At 66.6% G+C, this 15,649-nt stretch carries 16 protein-coding genes; 9 read left to right on the forward strand and 7 right to left on the reverse strand.

Features of this window, described 5'->3' with window-relative positions:
• The 7 genes from HRUBRA_RS01920 to HRUBRA_RS01950 all read right to left on the reverse strand — a co-directional run.
• On the reverse strand, positions 1 to 381 hold a 381-nt coding region (locus HRUBRA_RS01920), incomplete at its 3' end, for a hypothetical protein (protein ID WP_035514032.1).
• Positions 374 to 2,785 (reverse strand): Lon protease family protein, encoded by a 2,412-nt coding sequence (locus HRUBRA_RS01925; protein ID WP_052094280.1) that lies wholly within the window; start codon positions 2,783 to 2,785, stop codon positions 374 to 376. The genes HRUBRA_RS01925 and HRUBRA_RS01920, both read right to left, overlap by 8 nt.
• Before the next feature lie 149 nt (positions 2,786 to 2,934).
• On the reverse strand, positions 2,935 to 4,206 hold the full coding sequence (locus HRUBRA_RS01930; RefSeq protein ID WP_084592395.1) for a cytochrome P450: 1,272 nt from the start codon (positions 4,204 to 4,206) through the stop codon (positions 2,935 to 2,937).
• Positions 4,203 to 4,475, reverse strand: coding sequence for a hypothetical protein (locus tag HRUBRA_RS01935; RefSeq protein WP_035514037.1), 273 nt, complete (start codon positions 4,473 to 4,475; stop codon positions 4,203 to 4,205). The genes HRUBRA_RS01930 and HRUBRA_RS01935 overlap by 4 nt, the downstream gene beginning before the upstream one ends.
• Positions 4,476 to 4,570: 95 nt before the next feature.
• The gene (locus HRUBRA_RS01940) at positions 4,571 to 5,041 is read right to left on the reverse strand and encodes a YbjN domain-containing protein (protein ID WP_035514039.1); all 471 of its coding nucleotides are present in this window, start codon (positions 5,039 to 5,041) and stop codon (positions 4,571 to 4,573) included.
• 83 nt (positions 5,042 to 5,124) lie between these two features.
• Positions 5,125 to 5,847 (reverse strand): HD-GYP domain-containing protein, encoded by a 723-nt coding sequence (locus HRUBRA_RS14560; protein ID WP_052094281.1) that lies wholly within the window; start codon positions 5,845 to 5,847, stop codon positions 5,125 to 5,127.
• Between the two features lie 3 nt (positions 5,848 to 5,850).
• Entirely contained in the window at positions 5,851 to 6,318 is a 468-nt protein-coding gene (locus tag HRUBRA_RS01950) for a winged helix-turn-helix domain-containing protein (RefSeq protein ID WP_035514042.1), read from the reverse strand.
• A gap of 382 nt (positions 6,319 to 6,700) precedes the next feature.
• Here HRUBRA_RS01950 and HRUBRA_RS01955 point away from each other — a divergent pair, with 382 nt between their 5' ends.
• The 9 genes from HRUBRA_RS01955 to HRUBRA_RS01995 all read left to right on the forward strand — a co-directional run bounded on the left by HRUBRA_RS01955 (position 6,701) and on the right by HRUBRA_RS01995 (position 15,645).
• The gene (locus HRUBRA_RS01955) at positions 6,701 to 7,882 is read left to right on the forward strand and encodes an acyl-CoA dehydrogenase family protein (RefSeq protein ID WP_035514045.1); all 1,182 of its coding nucleotides are present in this window, start codon (positions 6,701 to 6,703) and stop codon (positions 7,880 to 7,882) included.
• Between the two features lie 16 nt (positions 7,883 to 7,898).
• Positions 7,899 to 9,035 carry an acyl-CoA dehydrogenase family protein gene (locus HRUBRA_RS01960; RefSeq protein WP_035514048.1) on the forward strand — a complete coding sequence of 379 codons (1,137 nt, stop codon included), beginning with the start codon at positions 7,899 to 7,901 and terminating at the stop codon, positions 9,033 to 9,035.
• Positions 9,036 to 9,073: 38 nt separating this feature from the next.
• Positions 9,074 to 10,324 (forward strand): acyl-CoA dehydrogenase family protein, encoded by a 1,251-nt coding sequence (locus HRUBRA_RS01965; protein ID WP_035514050.1) that lies wholly within the window; start codon positions 9,074 to 9,076, stop codon positions 10,322 to 10,324.
• Between the two features lie 42 nt (positions 10,325 to 10,366).
• The gene (locus HRUBRA_RS01970) at positions 10,367 to 10,831 is read left to right on the forward strand and encodes a MaoC family dehydratase (RefSeq protein WP_035514051.1); all 465 of its coding nucleotides are present in this window, start codon (positions 10,367 to 10,369) and stop codon (positions 10,829 to 10,831) included.
• Between the two features lie 39 nt (positions 10,832 to 10,870).
• Positions 10,871 to 11,791, forward strand: coding sequence for an SDR family NAD(P)-dependent oxidoreductase (locus HRUBRA_RS01975; protein ID WP_035514053.1), 921 nt, complete (start codon positions 10,871 to 10,873; stop codon positions 11,789 to 11,791).
• 28 nt (positions 11,792 to 11,819) lie between these two features.
• Positions 11,820 to 12,998, forward strand: a complete 1,179-nt coding sequence (locus HRUBRA_RS01980; RefSeq protein ID WP_035514055.1) for an acetyl-CoA C-acyltransferase — start codon at positions 11,820 to 11,822, stop codon at positions 12,996 to 12,998.
• 63 nt (positions 12,999 to 13,061) lie between these two features.
• The gene (locus tag HRUBRA_RS01985; protein ID WP_035514058.1) at positions 13,062 to 14,045 is read left to right on the forward strand and encodes an NADPH:quinone oxidoreductase family protein; all 984 of its coding nucleotides are present in this window, start codon (positions 13,062 to 13,064) and stop codon (positions 14,043 to 14,045) included.
• Positions 14,046 to 14,047: 2 nt separating this feature from the next.
• Positions 14,048 to 15,214, forward strand: a complete 1,167-nt coding sequence (locus HRUBRA_RS01990) for an iron-containing alcohol dehydrogenase (RefSeq protein ID WP_035514062.1) — start codon at positions 14,048 to 14,050, stop codon at positions 15,212 to 15,214.
• Positions 15,211 to 15,645, forward strand: a complete 435-nt coding sequence (locus HRUBRA_RS01995; protein WP_035514064.1) for an acyl-CoA thioesterase — start codon at positions 15,211 to 15,213, stop codon at positions 15,643 to 15,645. The genes HRUBRA_RS01990 and HRUBRA_RS01995 overlap by 4 nt, the downstream gene beginning before the upstream one ends.
• The last annotated feature ends 4 nt before the right edge of the window (positions 15,646 to 15,649 follow it).

A 15,649-nucleotide genomic window follows, 5' to 3' on the forward strand; every position in this document is an offset into this window, starting at 1 on the left:
GGCCGGGCGCCGGGCGAGCCAGCCGTCGGCGTCGGGCCCGGGACGCAGGACGCAGTCAAGCCGGTCGCCCTCGCGAAGCTCGAAGGCCAGGCCGACCCGGCGCAGGGCCGCCAGTTCCACGAGCCGTTCCCGGGTCTCGCTACGGGCGCGGCCGCCATGACGCCACAGAAGCTGACGCTCGAGGTTGCGCTCATCGGCGCCGGACAGGGTGACCTCCCGGGTGAAGGTGAGATCGGCGACGCCGTAGAGGCGGGTACTCTCCAGCAGCAGTACCTGCAGCGGCCGCTCGAGCAGCGCTGCGGTCTCTACCAGGAAGGCGAGAGCCTCGGGGTCGATCCCGAAGTCATCGACGGGCACCAGCAGCGGCCGGTGGTCAGTCATCGTCCTGCTCCCCGGGGCTGTTCCGCGCGTAGTACCGGGCCCGTGCGAGGAGGGCATCGATGCGCTCGTCCATGGCGGCATCGAGGGCCCCGCCGGCTACCCCGGTGAGCAGGGCGAGGGCCTCGTCGACGCTGGCCACGGCGTAGACATGGAAGCGGCCGTCGTCCACGGCTGCGCGCACCCGGTCGGCGAGCATCAGGTGGTCCCGGTTCGCCGCCGGCATCACAACGCCCTGGCTGCCGCTGAGGCCGCGGGCGGCGCAGAGGTCGAAAAAACCCTCGATCTTCTCGTTGATGCCGCCGATCGGCTGCACAGCACCATGCTGGTTCAGAGACCCGGTAACGGCCAGGTCCTGGCGCAGGGGAACCTCTGCAATGGCCGAGACCAGCGCTGCGAGCTCGGCCACGGAGGCGGAATCGCCCTCGATGCCGCCGTAGGACTGCTCGAAGACCAGCGTCGCCGCCAGCGGCAGCGGTCGTTCCCGGGCCCAGCGGTTGGCCAGAAGCGCGCTGATGATGAGTACGGCTTTCGAATGGACCTTGCCACCGAGGTCGACCTCGCGCTCGATGTCGAGAACCTTGCCGCTGCCGAGGCGTGCGGTCGCGGTGATCCGTGTGGGCAGCCCGAAGCGGTATTCCCCGAGCGCGTGCACGGCAAGGCCATTGACCTGCCCTACGGCGTCGCCGTCGGTGGCGACCAGGGTGCGCTCGCGGAGGATCTGTTCCCGGGCCCGCTCCTGCCATTGCCCGAGGCGGCGATCGGCGGCTGCGACGGCGGCGCTGACATGCTCCGCGCGGACTGCCTCTGCGCCCGCGCGACGGGCGAGGAAGTCTGCCTCGGCCAGCAGCTTGCCGAGACGCCCCTGGTGCAGGTCCAGGCGACCACCGTCGCCGGTGAGGCGCGCGGCCAGCTCCACACAGCGGGCGACGCCGTCGCGCTCGATGGGCAGAAGCCCGTCCCGCCGTTGCACCGTCGCCAGCAAACGTGCGAACAGCCGGGTGCTGTCCTGCGAGCGGGCGACGTCCGGTGCCATATCTGCGGTGATCTTGAACAGAGTGGCGAACTCCGGGTCGTATTCCTGCAGGAGGAACCAGGTGAGGTAGTCGCCAAGAAGGATGACCTTGACGGCCAGGGGGATCGGCTCGGGCTCGAGCTGTACGGTGGTGGCGAAGCTGAAGGCCTGGTCCAGCGACTGGATGCGGATCTCCCGGGCGCGGAGCGTGCGCTTCAAGGCTGTCCAGGCGAAGGGGCTGCTGAGCACCTTTTCGGCCTCGAGCACCAGGTAGCCGCCGTTCGCCCGGTGCAGGGCGCCGGCCTTGACCATGGTGAAGTCGGTCACCAGGGTGCCCATCTTTGCCACCTGTTCGGCGCGGCCGAGGAGATTGGCGAAGGTCGGATTGTCCTCGTGCACCACCGGCGGCCCGTCGCTGTCAGCGTGGTCGATGAGCACGTTTATGCTGTACTGCGGGAACTCCCGTACCCGCTGGTGAAGGTTGTCCGGGATGGCGGAATCCTCGCGCTGCTGCGTAAAGGATTCCGCCTCCTCCATGGCGGCGGCTTCCACCGTGGCCAGCCACGCAAGCACCGCGGGGAGGTCCCGGTAGTCAGCACGAAGCCGCTCGAATACCGGTGCGACCGCCTGGCGGCAGAAGTCGCTGTTCAATTCCCGGAAGCGGTCGAGGCTCTCTTTCTTCCAGCCGGGCAGCTGGCGCACCACGCTCTTGAGTTCCTCCTTCAGCCTGTCGATGGCCTCCAGGGTGGCCTTGCGCTCCGCTTCGGGCAGTTTCTCGAAAGCTGCCGGCGCCAGAACCTCACCGTCCTTCAGGGGGGCGAGCGTATAGCCTGAGGGCGTCTTCAGCATTGCCACGCCCTGCTCTGAGGCCTTTTCGGCCAGGGCCTGGAAGGCCTCGGACTCGCGTTCCTGGAAGTGCTCGCCGAGTTCCTGCACCCGCGTCTGGTACTCGTCGCCCTGGAAGGTCGCCGGGAGGATCGTCAGCAGCTCCTCCACGGCTTCGGCCATGGCGCTGCGCAGCTGCCGGCCCCGGCCCGGGGGCAGGCGCAGGGCGAGGGGTTTACCCGGATCGTCGAAGTTGTTGACGTAGCACCAGTCCTCCGGCGCTTCGGCGCGGGCGGCGCGCTGCCGTTCGAGGAGGCCTTGCAGGAGCTCCCGGCGGCCGCTGCCGGTGCTGCCGGCAAGGAAGATGTTGAAGCCGTGGCCGTCGACCGCGAGGCCGAAGTCCAGGGCCTCCAGAGCCCGTTCCTGGCCCAGCTCGAAGGCCAGCGGTTCGAGCTCCGCGGTACTGTCGAAGCCGAGCGGCTCCAGCGGGCAGGATCGGTAGAGAGCATCCGCTGGCAGGGGCTCGGCGGCGGGGGCGGGGGCTCGCTCGCGCAGGCTGTCAGTCATGGTAGCTCCTTCCTCGAGCGACGTTGTCTTCCGCCAGCATAGCGCAGCGGGGCGCGCCCCGCGCCCGGGAGCGTTGATGTGCATCAAGGGTTGTCCCGGGGGCGATCCGGCGGTGCCGTGCCCGGCCCGGGGAGGCTGGCCCCGGCGGCTTACCAGACCACCGGGAGGCGCTCGAGGCCGCGGAACAGAAAGCCCGGCCGCCATGCCGGGTCGCTGCTGTCGGCTTCCAACCGCGGCAGGCGCTCGGCGAGGGCGCGGAAGGCCACGTCGCCCTCGAGCCGTGCGAGCTCGGCGCCGACGCAGTAGTGGATGCCGCCGCCGAAGGTGAGGTGACGGGCACCCTCACGCTCGATGTGGAAGCGGTCCGGCTCCGGGAAGACGTCCGGGTCCCGGTTGCCAGCAGCGAGCAGTGCGAGCACCCGCTCGCCGCCACGGATTAGCCGGTTGCCCACGGGCGTGTCGTGGAAGGCCGTGCGGTAGGTCGCGATGAGAGAGCTCTCGTAGCGCAGGATCTCTTCCACGGCGGATGGTGCAAGCTCCCGGTTGGCGACGAGCTTGCTCCACTCGGCGGGGTTGCGGGCAAAGGCCAGCAGGCCGTTACCGAGCATGTGCGCCGTGGTCTCAAAGCCTGCGCCGAAGAGGCCGATGGCGACGGTGATGATCTCCCGCTCCGTGAGCTGGCTGTCACCGTCCCGGGCCTGTAGCAGGCCGGTGGCGAGGTCGTCGCCGGGACGCCGGCGGCGCGCCTCAAGAACCTCGCCGAAGAAGGACTCCAGGAACTCGATCTGCCGGTTCGCCAGCGCCAGCTCCGCGGCGGGCAGGGCGCGCATCTCGAACACGAGAAAGGAGTCTGCGATGGCCTGGTTCAGTTGCTCAAGGAGCCCTGGCGCCATCTCGTCCTCGCGGATGCCGAGCATGTCGCACATGACCAGCGTCGGTAGCTGATAGGCGAAGTCGTGGATGAATTCCATCTGCCGGTCGTCGATCACCCGGTCCAGCAACCGGTGTGTGATGGCCTCGACGTCCGGGCGCATGGCGCGCACGCGCCGCGCCGTGAGGGCCTGGGTCACCAGTCCACGGATGCGCGTGTGCTGCGGTGGGTCCTGGTATACGAACACTTCTGACAGCCAGCGGTAGCCGGGCTGGGCGAGCACATCGAACTCCGGTCCGTAGTGGAGCTGGATGTTGCGCACGAAGTCCCCCTGGCCGAAGTTTCGCTTGTCGATGATGACCCCGCGCACATCCTCATGGCGGGTGACAATCCAGAAGCCACCGTCCGTGAAGGCCACCGGCTCCCGTGCCCGCAGGGCGGCAAAGGCCGGGTACGGGTCGGCGAGGATTGTCGGGTCCGTGGCGTCGAAGTTGACCGGCGTCCCACTGCTGCTGTCTCGCAGCGCGCTGGTGGCGAGGGCTTCCGTCATGCTGTTTCTCCTTGCTGTCGAGCGGCGTCGTAGCGGGGGTGGTGTTGGTCCCGGTCGCGATCTATTGAGGCGTAAGGACAGCCGCCGAAGCGTAGGGGGACCAGGAGCCGGTCGTTGCTTGCCGGGTAAGTGGCCGCCGGGAGTTCGTGTCGAACGCTTTCGAAGTGGCTGGGGTCGAAGCCGGCGAAGAGTGCCGCAGGGGTCGTAAAGGGGGGCTGCCACTTGTCGCCGTGGTGGATCGCGACGCGGTCCACAGAAAAGCTGTGCATGATCGAGCGTTGTCCTTTTTATAGCTCAGCACAAAACCCTAGCACAGAGTGAGTCAATGCTACCAGCGGGTAGCTTTTATAGGTGTTCGGTAGCGCTAGTGCAGCGCCCGGCTGGGTCCGCTGCGTGCCTTGCTGCTCTGTGGGAACAGGTAGTCGAGGTCCAGGCACTCGGCGGCGAGCTGCCGCGTGCCCTCCATGGTCAGGGAAAGGAAGTTGGCGCACTGGGCGCTGGTCAGGCCTGCGCCCGCGGGCAGCACCCCCGCGATCACCAGCTGCGGCGTGGCATCATCGACGATGTCCAGGAACAGCTTCAGCGTCGGGTAGTCGAGGCTGAGACGGCCGATATCCGCGGTCAGCGCCAGCATGGCCATGGGCCGGATTTCGAGCTCGGTCGTGAACAGCAGGCCGTAATGCTCGAGGAACAGCCGGCTGTCGACGACGCCGTCAAGGTTCTGGATGGCGACGATATGCAGGGCCTCACATTCGCCGCAGTGTTCGAAGGCAACGTGGCAGTCCCGCAGCCACCGCTCGAGCAGGGCGCGGTCGGGCTTGGTCGGTGTGGTCATGGTGTCCGGTAGCGAACGCTTGCAGAACGACGATCATAGCCCAGCGGCTCCTCCGGCGCGAGCCGTCTGCCTCCAGCGGTTGCTCAGAGGGTGCCGATGACGGCAGGCAGGCGCGCGAAATGGCGTGCCAGGTAGGGGTCAAATTGCTTGCCCCCTTCTTCACGGATGTGAGCCAGGGCGTCTTCGCGGGTCCAGGCGGGGCGGTGGGGGCGCTCGCTCACCAGGGCGAGCCAGGCCTCGCAGATGCTGACTATGCGTGCGGCGAGGGGGATGCTGTCGCCCGCGAGGCCGTCGGGGTAGCCGCCGCCATCCCAGCGTTCGTGGTGGTGCCGGGCGATGACCGCGGCCATCTTCATGACGGGCAGGCTCTCGTCGTAGAGCAGATCGTAGCCGGTTTCGCAGTGCTGCCGCATGATTTTCCGCTCGTCCTGGTCCAGTGGGCCGGCCTTGCTGAGAGTGGCGTCGGGCACGCCGATTTTGCCGATGTCGTGAAGGGGCGCAGCCAGCTGGATATTGCTCACGAAGGCGTCGACCATGCCCGCTGCGGTGGCAAGGGCGGCGGAGAGCGCCCCGAGACGATCCAGATAGGCGCTGTCTTCGACGCCCAGGATATGCATCAGGCGAAGAAAGTACTGCACTGCGAAGTTGTCCAGCGTGCGTCGAGTCGCCGCGTCGAGCCAGCGCCGGTCGTGCCGTTCACGGCCACAGGCGCCCAGGGTGCGCAGGATGTCCCGTTGCCGGGGGCCGTAATCCTCCGGCCAGGATGCCGGGAGTTCGTTGACGACGATTTCGGGGTGGTTGTCCATTGTTCAGGCCAACTTGAAGAACGGCTGGCCCAGGGGCTCGACGGACGCTTCCAGTTCCCGCGCCTTGCGCTCCAGCTGTGGATCGATCACGTAGCGGTTGCAGGGACAGCCGTTGACCCCTTCCGGCAGTCGCCCCTCGGGCGTCTTCGGGCAGCTGCTGCCGGCCGCCATGGGCACGAAGCGGTGGCCCGGCTCCAGCAGCAGCCCGCGTTTGCGGATGGTGCTGAGGGGAGCCTCCAGCCCGAGGCTGCGCAGGTGCTTGCGCAGCTCAGAGATAGCCTGCAGCACGCATTCATCGGAAACGAGTTTGCGTGGCCAGACGTGGCTGGCGATCTCCTCTTTGGGAATCACGGAGCCGGCGCCGCGCCGGCCGATGTAGAGCGCCAGCTCCACGATCAGAGGGCGCACGCGGCTGCGCTGGCCACGGTGGCAGAGCTGGTTGGTTCTGGCGTCGATCAGTAGCGTGCGCATGGTCACCTGCGATGCTGTGTCTGAGCTGCTGCGGTGCCACGACACATTTTAAGGTTTTCAGCCGAATTTCTTTACCTTAGTTCGGGTGTCGTGCCCGCACTTGCAGACAGAATTTAGAACCATCATCCCCGCCAGGCCATTGTTTTGCGTGAGCTATATCACAAAAAAAACAAGAAAATCGCGGTCATTGCGTTTTGCGAGGCGCATTACATTTATGCAATGTCTTTTAGGTTTCTTCTGCCTTGATGCCGATTTTGAAGAAATACCTAAGAGATGCAAAAACATACTTAAAGTTCAAAAAAATACTTGAGCCAGCTCCGGGGCTGCTGCATGCTTTGGGCCCGTTATGTGTCCAGCAGTCTCGAAAACGGAGCCCGTGCCCATGACCGCTATCGATACCTTCCGCCAGGAAACCCGGGAATGGCTGGAGACGAACTGTCCGGCCAGCATGCGTGAGCCGGTGCGCAGCTTCGAGGACTACTACATGGGCGGGCGCAACCCGGAAATCGCCCACCCCGACCAGAAAAGCTGGTGCGACCGCATGGCCGAGCGCGGCTGGACTGTGCCGCACTGGCCGAAAGCATACGGCGGTGGCGGCCTCGCCGGCGAAGAACTGCGCGTGCTCCGGGAGGAAATGGCGCGCATCAACGCCCGCAAGCCTCTGGACAGCTTCGGCATCTCCATGCTCGGCCCGGCGCTGCTTCAGTTCGGCACGGAAGAACAGAAGCGGGAGCACCTGCCGCCTATCTGCCGCGGCGAGATCCGCTGGTGCCAGGGCTATTCCGAGCCGGGGGCCGGCTCGGACCTCGCCAGCCTGCAGACCCGCGCCGAGGACCAGGGCGATCACTACCTCATCAACGGCCAGAAGGTGTGGACCTCCTACGCCGACAAGGCCGACTGGATCTTCTGCCTGGTGCGCACGGACAACAGCGGCCCCAAGCACGAGGGTATCAGCTTCTTGCTCTTTGACATGGACCAGCCTGGCGTGACCACCCGCCCGATACGCCTGATCAGCGGCGCCTCGCCTTTTTGTGAAACATTTTTTGATGACGCCCGCGCCGAGAAGCGCAACCTCGTCGGCGAGGTTGGCAAGGGCTGGACCATTGCCAAGTACCTGCTCACTCACGAACGGGAAATGATCTCCGGCTTCGGCGCCGCCACGGGCCGGCCCCTGGGCGAGCAGGCGCTTGAGTTCATCGGCGCAGACAGCGACGGGCGGCTCGCCAGCAGCAGCCTGCGCCAGGCCATCGCCCAGTACCAGCTCGACGCCCACTGCTTTGCCCGCACCATGGCCCGGGCCGGTGATGAAGTGAAGGCCGGTCAGGGCCTTGGCGCTGCCTCTTCAATGTTCAAGTACTACGGCACGGAATTGAACAAGCGCCGCAACGAGTTGAACCTCGCCGTGGGCGGCGAGCCGGCGCTTGGCTGGGACGGCGACGTGTACCACGGTGGCCAGACAGCCCGGGCCTGGTTGCGCTCCAAGGGCAACTCCATTGAGGGCGGCACCAGCGAGGTGCAGCTGAACATTGTGGCCAAGCGCGTGCTCGGCCTGCCCGACGCCTGAGCAGAAGGAGCGCACCGTGACTCTCGTACTTAATGAAGAACAGCTTATGCTCCGTGACGCCGCCGCCGGCTTCCTCGGGGACCGGGCTACCGTGGCCCATCTGCGCGCCCTGCGCGACCGGGACGACGAGGTTGGCTACGAGCCGGCCGTCTGGCGTGAGATGGCCGGGATGGGCTGGACCGGTATCGCTATCGGCGAGCAGTATGGTGGCCTCGGCTATGGCTATACAGGCCTCGGTGTTGTTCTCGAGCAGGCGGGCCGGCACCTCAGTCCCTCGCCGCTGCAGGCGGCGGTGCTGGTCGGGGCTACGGTCATCACGGAGCTGGCCAGCGGGGCACAGAAGGAACAGTGGCTGCCGGCGATCGCTGCCGGTGAGCGTATCGTGACCCTCGCGCTGCAGGAGCGCCGGCATCATGCGCCGCTGCAGACGGCCATGAAGGCCACCCGGGTCGGCGACCACTACGTGCTCGATGGCAGCAAGTGCCTGGTCCTCGACGCTCATGTGGCCGACGCCTTCATCGTGGTCGCCCGCCTGGACGGCCATCACGCCGATCACCACGGGCTCTCCGCTTTCCTCGTGGAGGCCGGCAGCGAGGGTCTCCAGATAGAGCGGCGAAGCGTTGTCGACTCGCGCAACGCCGGCGCCTTGATCCTGCGCGATGTGCAGGTGCCCGAGGCCTGCTGCCTTGGTGCTCCCGGCGAGGCCTGGCCCGGTCTTGAGCGTGCGCTCGATATGATCAACATCGGCCTGGCAGCGGAGCTCCTGGGCCTCGCGACGGAGGCCTTCGAGCGGACTGTGGCCTACCTGCAGGAACGCAAGCAGTTCGGCAGGGTCATCGGCAGTTTCCAGGGGCTGCAGCACCGGGCTGCGGTGCTCTTTGCTGAGCTCGAACTCGCCCGCTCCGTGGTGCTCGACGGCCTGCGCGCCATCGATGCCGGGGAGGAACTTCCCCTGCGCGCCAGCGCCGCCAAGGCCAAGCTCTGCCAGGTGGCGGAGCTCGCGACCAATGAGGGCATCCAGCTGCACGGTGGCATCGGCATGACCGACGAATACGACATCGGCTTTTTCATCAAGCGCGCCCGCGTACTGCAGCACCTCTACGGCGACAGTCATTACCACCTCGACCGTTTCGCGGCTCTGAGCGGTTTCTGAGCCCCGTCGCCGGCGGGCACTGACACAAGGAGAGCACCATGGATCTCGGTATTACGGAACGACTGGCCCCCCTGCTTGAGCAGGTCAAGACTTTCATCGTTGAGGAGATTGCGCCCCTCGAGGAGGAATACCTCGCGGAAGTTGCCAGCGGCGATCGCTGGCAGTTCACGGCGCGGCAGACAGAAATCATGGAGGGCCTGAAGGCCAGGGCCCGGGAGCGGGGTCTTTGGAATTTCTTTCTCACCGAGGGCGAGCGCGGCTCGGGGCTGAGCACCGTGGAGTACGCTTACCTCGCCGAGGAGATGGGCAAGTCTCACATCGCTTCGGAGGTGTTCAACTGCGCGGCGCCGGACACGGGAAATATGGAGGTGCTGGCGAAGTACGGCAGCGAGGCGCAGCAGAAGCAATGGCTGGAGCCGCTGCTCGCGGGCGAGATTCGCTCCGCCTACGCCATGACCGAGCCGGACGTCGCCTCTTCGGACGCCACCAACATCTGCACCCGTGCCGAGCTCGATGGCGACGAATGGGTGATCAACGGCGAGAAGCACTGGATCTCCGGCGCCGGCGATCCGCGCTGCAAGATCATGATCGTGATGGTCAAGACTGACCCCGATGCGTCGAAGCACCAGCAGCAGTCCCAGATCCTGGTGCCGCTGGCTACGCCCGGTGTGAAGATCCTGCGCCCGATGCATGTCTTCTCCATGGACGATGCGCCCCACGGGCACATGCATCTGCGCTTCGACAATGTGCGCGTGCCCAAAGACAACATCATCCTCGGTCCGGGCCGGGGCTTCGAGATTTCCCAGGGTCGCCTCGGCCCGGGTCGCATCCACCACTGCATGCGCGCCCTTGGCGCTGCCGAAAAGGCACTGCAGCTTCTGTGCGAGCGCGCAACCACCCGCGTGGCCTTTGGCAAGCCCCTGGCGCGCCTCGGCGGCAACGTGGACATCATCGCTGATGCGCGCATGGACATCGAGCAGGCGCGCCTGCTCACGCTCAAGGCGGCCTGGATGATGGACCACCGCGATCCCAAGGAAGCGCGGATCTGGATCTCCATGATCAAGACCGCCGTGCCGAACGTGACGCTGCGCGTGATTGACGAGGCCATCCAGATGTTCGGTGGCCTCGGTGTCTCTCAGGATACGCCGCTGGCGACCCTGTACATGGGGCAGCGCACGCTGCGCCTTGCCGACGGTCCGGACGCTGTCCACCGCATGGTAGTGGGGCGTCACGAACTCAGGAAGTACGCCAGGCAGGATGATGTCAACGCGACTTTCCGCGACGGCTGAGTCTGCGCTGCGCGCCCGACAACTGATAACAGGAGCTGAGTCATGGCTGTGAATGTAGTACCGAAAGACCAGATGCTTGCCCAGGTCGGCACGACGTTTCCGCCGGGCGAGTGGGTGACCATCGACCAGGACCGGATCAACGCCTTCGCCGACTGCACCGAAGATCACCAGTTCATCCATATCGACGAGGAAAAGGCTGCACAGACACCCTTCGGCGGTACCATCGCCCACGGCTTCCTGACCTTGTCCATGCTGGTGAAGCTGTGCGAGGGGCAGGGTGTCTACCCCGAGGGCATGGTCATGGGCATCAACTACGGCTTCGACAAGATCCGCTTCCTGGCGCCGGTGCGCGCCGGCAGGCGCGTGCGCGTGCACGCCGAGGTGGTCGATGTCAGCCAGAAGGACGACAACCGCTTCCTCATGAAGCAGGCGGTGTCGGTGGAGATAGAAGGTGAGGATACGCCGGCGCTGGTCGCCGAGTGGCTTTCCATGATGGTATGCGGCTAGGCGCGCCCGCGACCGGCAACGAGACAAGGAGCAGAGGCAATGACGATTCGCTATGACGGCAAGGTGGCTATCGTGACCGGCGCCGGCCAGGGGCTCGGGCGCAGCCACGCGCTGGCACTGGCTGCGCGCGGCGCGAGGGTCGTGATCAACGATCTTGGCGGTGCCAAGGACGGCACCGGGGGTTCCAGCGAGGCGGCGCAGGCCGTGGTTGCGGAAATCGAGGCAGCCGGGGGCGAGGCCATCGCCAACGGCGCCAATGTCGCGAAGTTTGACGAGGTCGAAGCCATGGTGCAGCAGGCGATGGACGCCTGGGGCCGGGTGGATATCCTGGTGAACAACGCGGGCATCCTCCGCGACAAGAGCTTCGGCAAGGGCTCCATGGAGGACTTCCGTCTGGTGCTCGACGTGCACCTTCTGGGTACGGTCTACTGCACGAAGGCCGTCTGGGACATCATGAAGGCGCAGGAGTACGGCCGTATCGTGGTCACTACCTCGTCCTCGGGTCTCTACGGCAACTTCGGCCAGGCGAATTACGGCTCGGCGAAGATGGGCGTCATCGGCATGATGAACACGCTGGCCCAGGAGGGCGCCAAGTACAACATCCGCATCAATGCCCTGGCGCCGACCGCCGGCACGCGTATGACGGAGGGGCTGATGCCGGAGAAGGCCTTCGAGCTGCTCACCCCGGAAACGGTTACCCCGGCGGTCCTGTACCTGGTCAGCGAGGACAGCCCCGCACGCACCATCCTTGCCGCTGGCGCCGGCAGCTACGCGGTCGCCAAGATCGTCGAGACCGAGGGACGCTGGCTGCCCGAGGCTGAACAGACGCCTGAGGGAATCGCCGCCCACTGGGACGAGATCACCGCCACGGCCGGTGAGCGCGCTCTGAACGCCGGCTTCGAGCAGACCGCGAAGATGCTTACCCAGGCCGCCGAAGGCCTCGGTATCAAACTCGATTGATGCGGGCGCACCCCGCAGGGAGAACAGCATGAGAGACGCGGTTATCGTCAGCACCGCAAGAACCCCGATCGGCAAGGCCTACCGGGGTGGCTTCAACAATCTGGCCGGCGCGAGCCTCGGTGCAGCGGCCGTTACCGAGGCGGTGCGCCGTGCCGGCATCGACCCGGCCGCCGTGGACGACGTGATCATGGGTGCGGCCCTTCAGCAGGGCGCCACGGGCCAGAATATCGCCCGGCAGATTGCTCTGCGCGCCGGTCTGCCGGTCACCGTGGCCGGCATGACCATCGACCGTCAGTGTTCCTCCGGGCTTATGGCCGTGGCTACGGCGGCGAAGCAGATCCAGCACGACGGCATGGACTGTGTTGTCGGTGGCGGCCTCGAGTCCATCTCCCTGGTGCAGAACGAGCACATGAACGTGCACAGGATGGTCGATGAGGAACTGGTCGCCATGCACCCGGATATTCATATGCCCATGCTGCAGACGGCCGAGATCGTGGCCCGGCGCTACGGCATCAGCCGCGATGCCATGGACGAGTACGGGCTGCAGTCCCAGCAGCGCACCGCCGCAGCCTACGAGGCCGGTCGCTACGCCGACGAGCTGGTGCCGGTCACCTGCCGGCGCATCACCTGGGACAAGGAAACCGGCGAGCAGTCCGAGGCCGAGGTCACAGTGAGTGCCGACGAGGGTGTCCGCGCTACCACTGCCGAGGGACTGGCGGGCCTGAAGACGGTAATCGATGGCGGGACCATTACCGCTGGCAATGCCTCTCAGCTCTCCGACGGCGCGTCGGCGCAGGTGCTCGTGGAGGCGAAGCTCGCCGAGCAGCAGGGCCTGGAACCACTGGGGCTGTATCGCGGTATTGCTGTCGCCGGCTGCGAGCCCGACGAAATGGGCATCGGCCCGGTTTTCGCCGTGCCGAAGCTGCTCAAGCAGCACGGTCTCACTATGGACGATATCGGACTGTGGGAACTGAACGAGGCCTTCGCTGTGCAGGTGCTGTACTGCCGCGACCAGCTTGGCATCGACAACGACAAGCTGAATGTCAGCGGCGGGGCCATCTCTATCGGACATCCCTACGGCATGAGCGGTTCGCGCATGATCGGCCACGCGCTTCTCGAGGGGCGCCGCCGCGGCGTCAAGTATGTGGTGATTACCATGTGCGTGGGCGGCGGCATGGGAGCCGCAGGCCTCTTCGAGGTACTCTAGCGGCGAAACCCCCGCGCGGCGGCGCCCTGGTGGTTTGGTCGCGCTCAGGCAGGAGAAGATAATATGCAGGCACTGCTATGCCGGGAGCACGGTCTCCCCGAGAAGCTCGAGCTGGTCGACGACTGGCCCGAGCCCGAGGTCGGTGAGCACGATGTGCTTATCGGCGTGAAGGCCGCCGGCCTCAACTTCCCCGACGTACTCATCATCCAGGGCAAATACCAGTTCCAGCCGGAGCTGCCTTTCGTGCCCGGCGGCGAGTGTGCCGGCGAGGTGCTCGCCGTAGGTGACAAGGTCACGCGCTTCAAGGTCGGAGACCGGGTGTTGTCCATGACCGGCCACGGCGCCTTCTGTGCGCAGGTAGCGGCTAACGAGAACGCGGTGTTTCCCGTGCCCGAGGGCCTCGACTTCGAGCAGGCCGCCGGTGTCGCTATGACCTACCTGACCTCCTACCACGCGCTCAAGCAGCGCGCGCAGCTCAAGGCGGGAGAGACCATGCTCGTGCTCGGCGCCGCCGGGGGCGTCGGCAGCACCGCCGTCGAGCTGGGCAAGCAGATGGGCGCGACGGTCATCGCGGCCGCCAGCTCCGACGACAAGCTCGCGTTCTGCCGCGAGCTCGGCGCCGACGAGACCATCAACTACAGCGACACGGACCTCAAGCAGGCTATCCGGGAGCTGACCGGCGGTCGCGGCGTCGATGTGGTCTACGACCCGGTCGGCGGCGACTACGCCGAGCCCGCGCTGCGCGGCATGGCCTGGAACGGCCGCTACCTGGTTATCGGCTTTGCCAGCGGACCGATTCCCTCCATTCCCCTGAACCTGGCTTTGCTCAAGGGCTGCGCTATCGTCGGTGTGTTCTGGGGCCGCTTTCTGGGCGAGGAGCCGGCGGTTGCCCGGCAGAACACCGAGGAGGTCTGGGCGCTCTTCGCCCGCGGCGAGCTGAAGGCCGCAGTGACCGATGTCTTCCCCCTGGCGGACTTCCAGAACGCCTACGCCTGCATGATGGAACGCCGCGCGCGCGGCAAGGTTATCCTCACCCTGGGCGGCTGACCTTGGACGCCTTCACCTTCACTACGGTGCCGCAGCTGGTGTTCGCCCCGGGCGCTGCCCGGGAGCTTGCCGTCCACTGCCGCGCCCTGGGCGTTGCGAGGCCGCTGCTGGTGACCGACCCGGGTCTCGTCGGGCTCGGCCTCGTGCCCCCCCTTGAGGCCCTGCTTTCGGGCGACGGCCTTGTGGTTACGCGCTTTGCTGAGGTGTGTGAGGACCCGCCGGAGGCGGTGGTGCTCGCCTGTGTCGAGCAGGCCCGGGCCGCGGGGGTAGATGGCGTGATCGCTGTGGGTGGCGGCAGTTCCATGGACACGGCAAAGGTCGTGGCCGTGCTCCTTGGCGGCGACCAGGGGCTCGCGGAGCTCTACGGCGTCGACCAGGTCCGCGGCGGTCGGCTGCCGCTGCTGCTCGTGCCGACGACAGCGGGCACGGGCTCGGAGGCAACGCCGGTGGCGGTGATCACCACCGGCGAGACCACCAAGGCCGGCGTGTCCTCGTCGGTGCTGCTGCCCGATAGAGCGATCCTCGATCCGGCGCTTACCCTCGGCCTGCCGCCGCGAGTGACAGCCATGACCGGTATTGACGCCATGGTGCACGCTATCGAGGCGTACACCTCGCGGCACAGGAAAAATCCCGTATCCGATCACCTCGCGCGCAGCGCTCTGAAACTCCTCGCCGGCAATCTGCGCACAGCGGTCCTCGACGGTGACAATCTCGAGGCACGCTCGGCGATGCTTCTCGGCGCTTTCCAGGCTGGACAGGCCTTTGCCAATGCGCCGGTGGCGGCGGTGCACGCCCTGGCCTACCCGCTCGGTGGGCACTATCACATCCCCCACGGCCTGAGTAACTCCCTGGTGCTGCCCAGTGTGCTTGCGTTCAATGCCCCTGTGGCGGCGCCGCTCTATGCAGAGCTGGCTCCGCTCGTCCTCGGCAGGCCCGTGGAGGGTAGCCCCGAGGCCGTTACCGAGATCCTCGTTGCCGGCCTGCGCCAGCTCATCGCCGACGTATCCCTCCCGGCTACGCTGGCGGAGGCCGGGGTGTCGGCCGACGACCTCCCCATGCTCGCCGACGACGCCATGCTGCAGCAGCGTCTGCTGGTGAACAATCCCCGGGAGGTGGCGCGGGAGGATGCGCTGGCCATCTACCGGGCGGCGCACGGGGCGGCGGCGTGAGTGAGCGGGAGCAGCCGCGGCGCGGCGCTTACCGGGTCTTCTACCCGGTGAGCACGCGCTGGGCGGACAACGATATCTACGGGCACGTGAACAACGTTGTCTATTACGCCTGGTTTGATAGCGCAGTAAATCGCTATCTTATCGAGGAGGGCGGTCTGGACATCGCCGGCGGCACCATCGTGGCCTTCGTGGTCAGCTCCGGCTGCGATTATCTCGCCCCGGTCACCTACCCCGAAGCCATCGAGGTTGGTATGCGTGTGGACCGCCTTGGCAACAGCTCCGTGCGCTACGGTGTGGCGATCTTCCGTGCCGGTGAGGACACCGCCTGCGCCCACGGTCATTTTGTGCACGTGTTCGTAGAGCGGGCGTCCAGCCGGGCTGTCGCTATTCCCGGGGGCCTTCGTGCGGCGCTGGATCGGCTCGCCGCGTAAGGCC

The sequence above is a fragment of the Pseudohaliea rubra DSM 19751 genome (assembly GCF_000764025.1).
GTDB classification, from domain to species: Bacteria; Pseudomonadota; Gammaproteobacteria; order Pseudomonadales; family Halieaceae; genus Pseudohaliea; species Pseudohaliea rubra.

Coding starts and splice junctions, on each gene's coding strand:
- HRUBRA_RS01925 (WP_052094280.1), bottom strand. CDS start 2,785: ATGACTGACAGCCTGCGCGAGCGAGCCCCCGCCCCCGCCGCCGAGCCC.
- HRUBRA_RS01930 (WP_084592395.1), bottom strand. CDS start 4,206: ATGACGGAAGCCCTCGCCACCAGCGCGCTGCGAGACAGCAGCAGTGGG.
- HRUBRA_RS01935 (WP_035514037.1), bottom strand. CDS start 4,475: ATGCACAGCTTTTCTGTGGACCGCGTCGCGATCCACCACGGCGACAAG.
- HRUBRA_RS01940 (WP_035514039.1), bottom strand. CDS start 5,041: ATGACCACACCGACCAAGCCCGACCGCGCCCTGCTCGAGCGGTGGCTG.
- HRUBRA_RS14560 (WP_052094281.1), bottom strand. CDS start 5,847: ATGGACAACCACCCCGAAATCGTCGTCAACGAACTCCCGGCATCCTGG.
- HRUBRA_RS01950 (WP_035514042.1), bottom strand. CDS start 6,318: ATGCGCACGCTACTGATCGACGCCAGAACCAACCAGCTCTGCCACCGT.
- HRUBRA_RS01955 (WP_035514045.1), top strand. CDS start 6,701: ATGACCGCTATCGATACCTTCCGCCAGGAAACCCGGGAATGGCTGGAG.
- HRUBRA_RS01965 (WP_035514050.1), top strand. CDS start 9,074: ATGGATCTCGGTATTACGGAACGACTGGCCCCCCTGCTTGAGCAGGTC.
- HRUBRA_RS01970 (WP_035514051.1), top strand. CDS start 10,367: ATGGCTGTGAATGTAGTACCGAAAGACCAGATGCTTGCCCAGGTCGGC.
- HRUBRA_RS01975 (WP_035514053.1), top strand. CDS start 10,871: ATGACGATTCGCTATGACGGCAAGGTGGCTATCGTGACCGGCGCCGGC.
- HRUBRA_RS01980 (WP_035514055.1), top strand. CDS start 11,820: ATGAGAGACGCGGTTATCGTCAGCACCGCAAGAACCCCGATCGGCAAG.
- HRUBRA_RS01985 (WP_035514058.1), top strand. CDS start 13,062: ATGCAGGCACTGCTATGCCGGGAGCACGGTCTCCCCGAGAAGCTCGAG.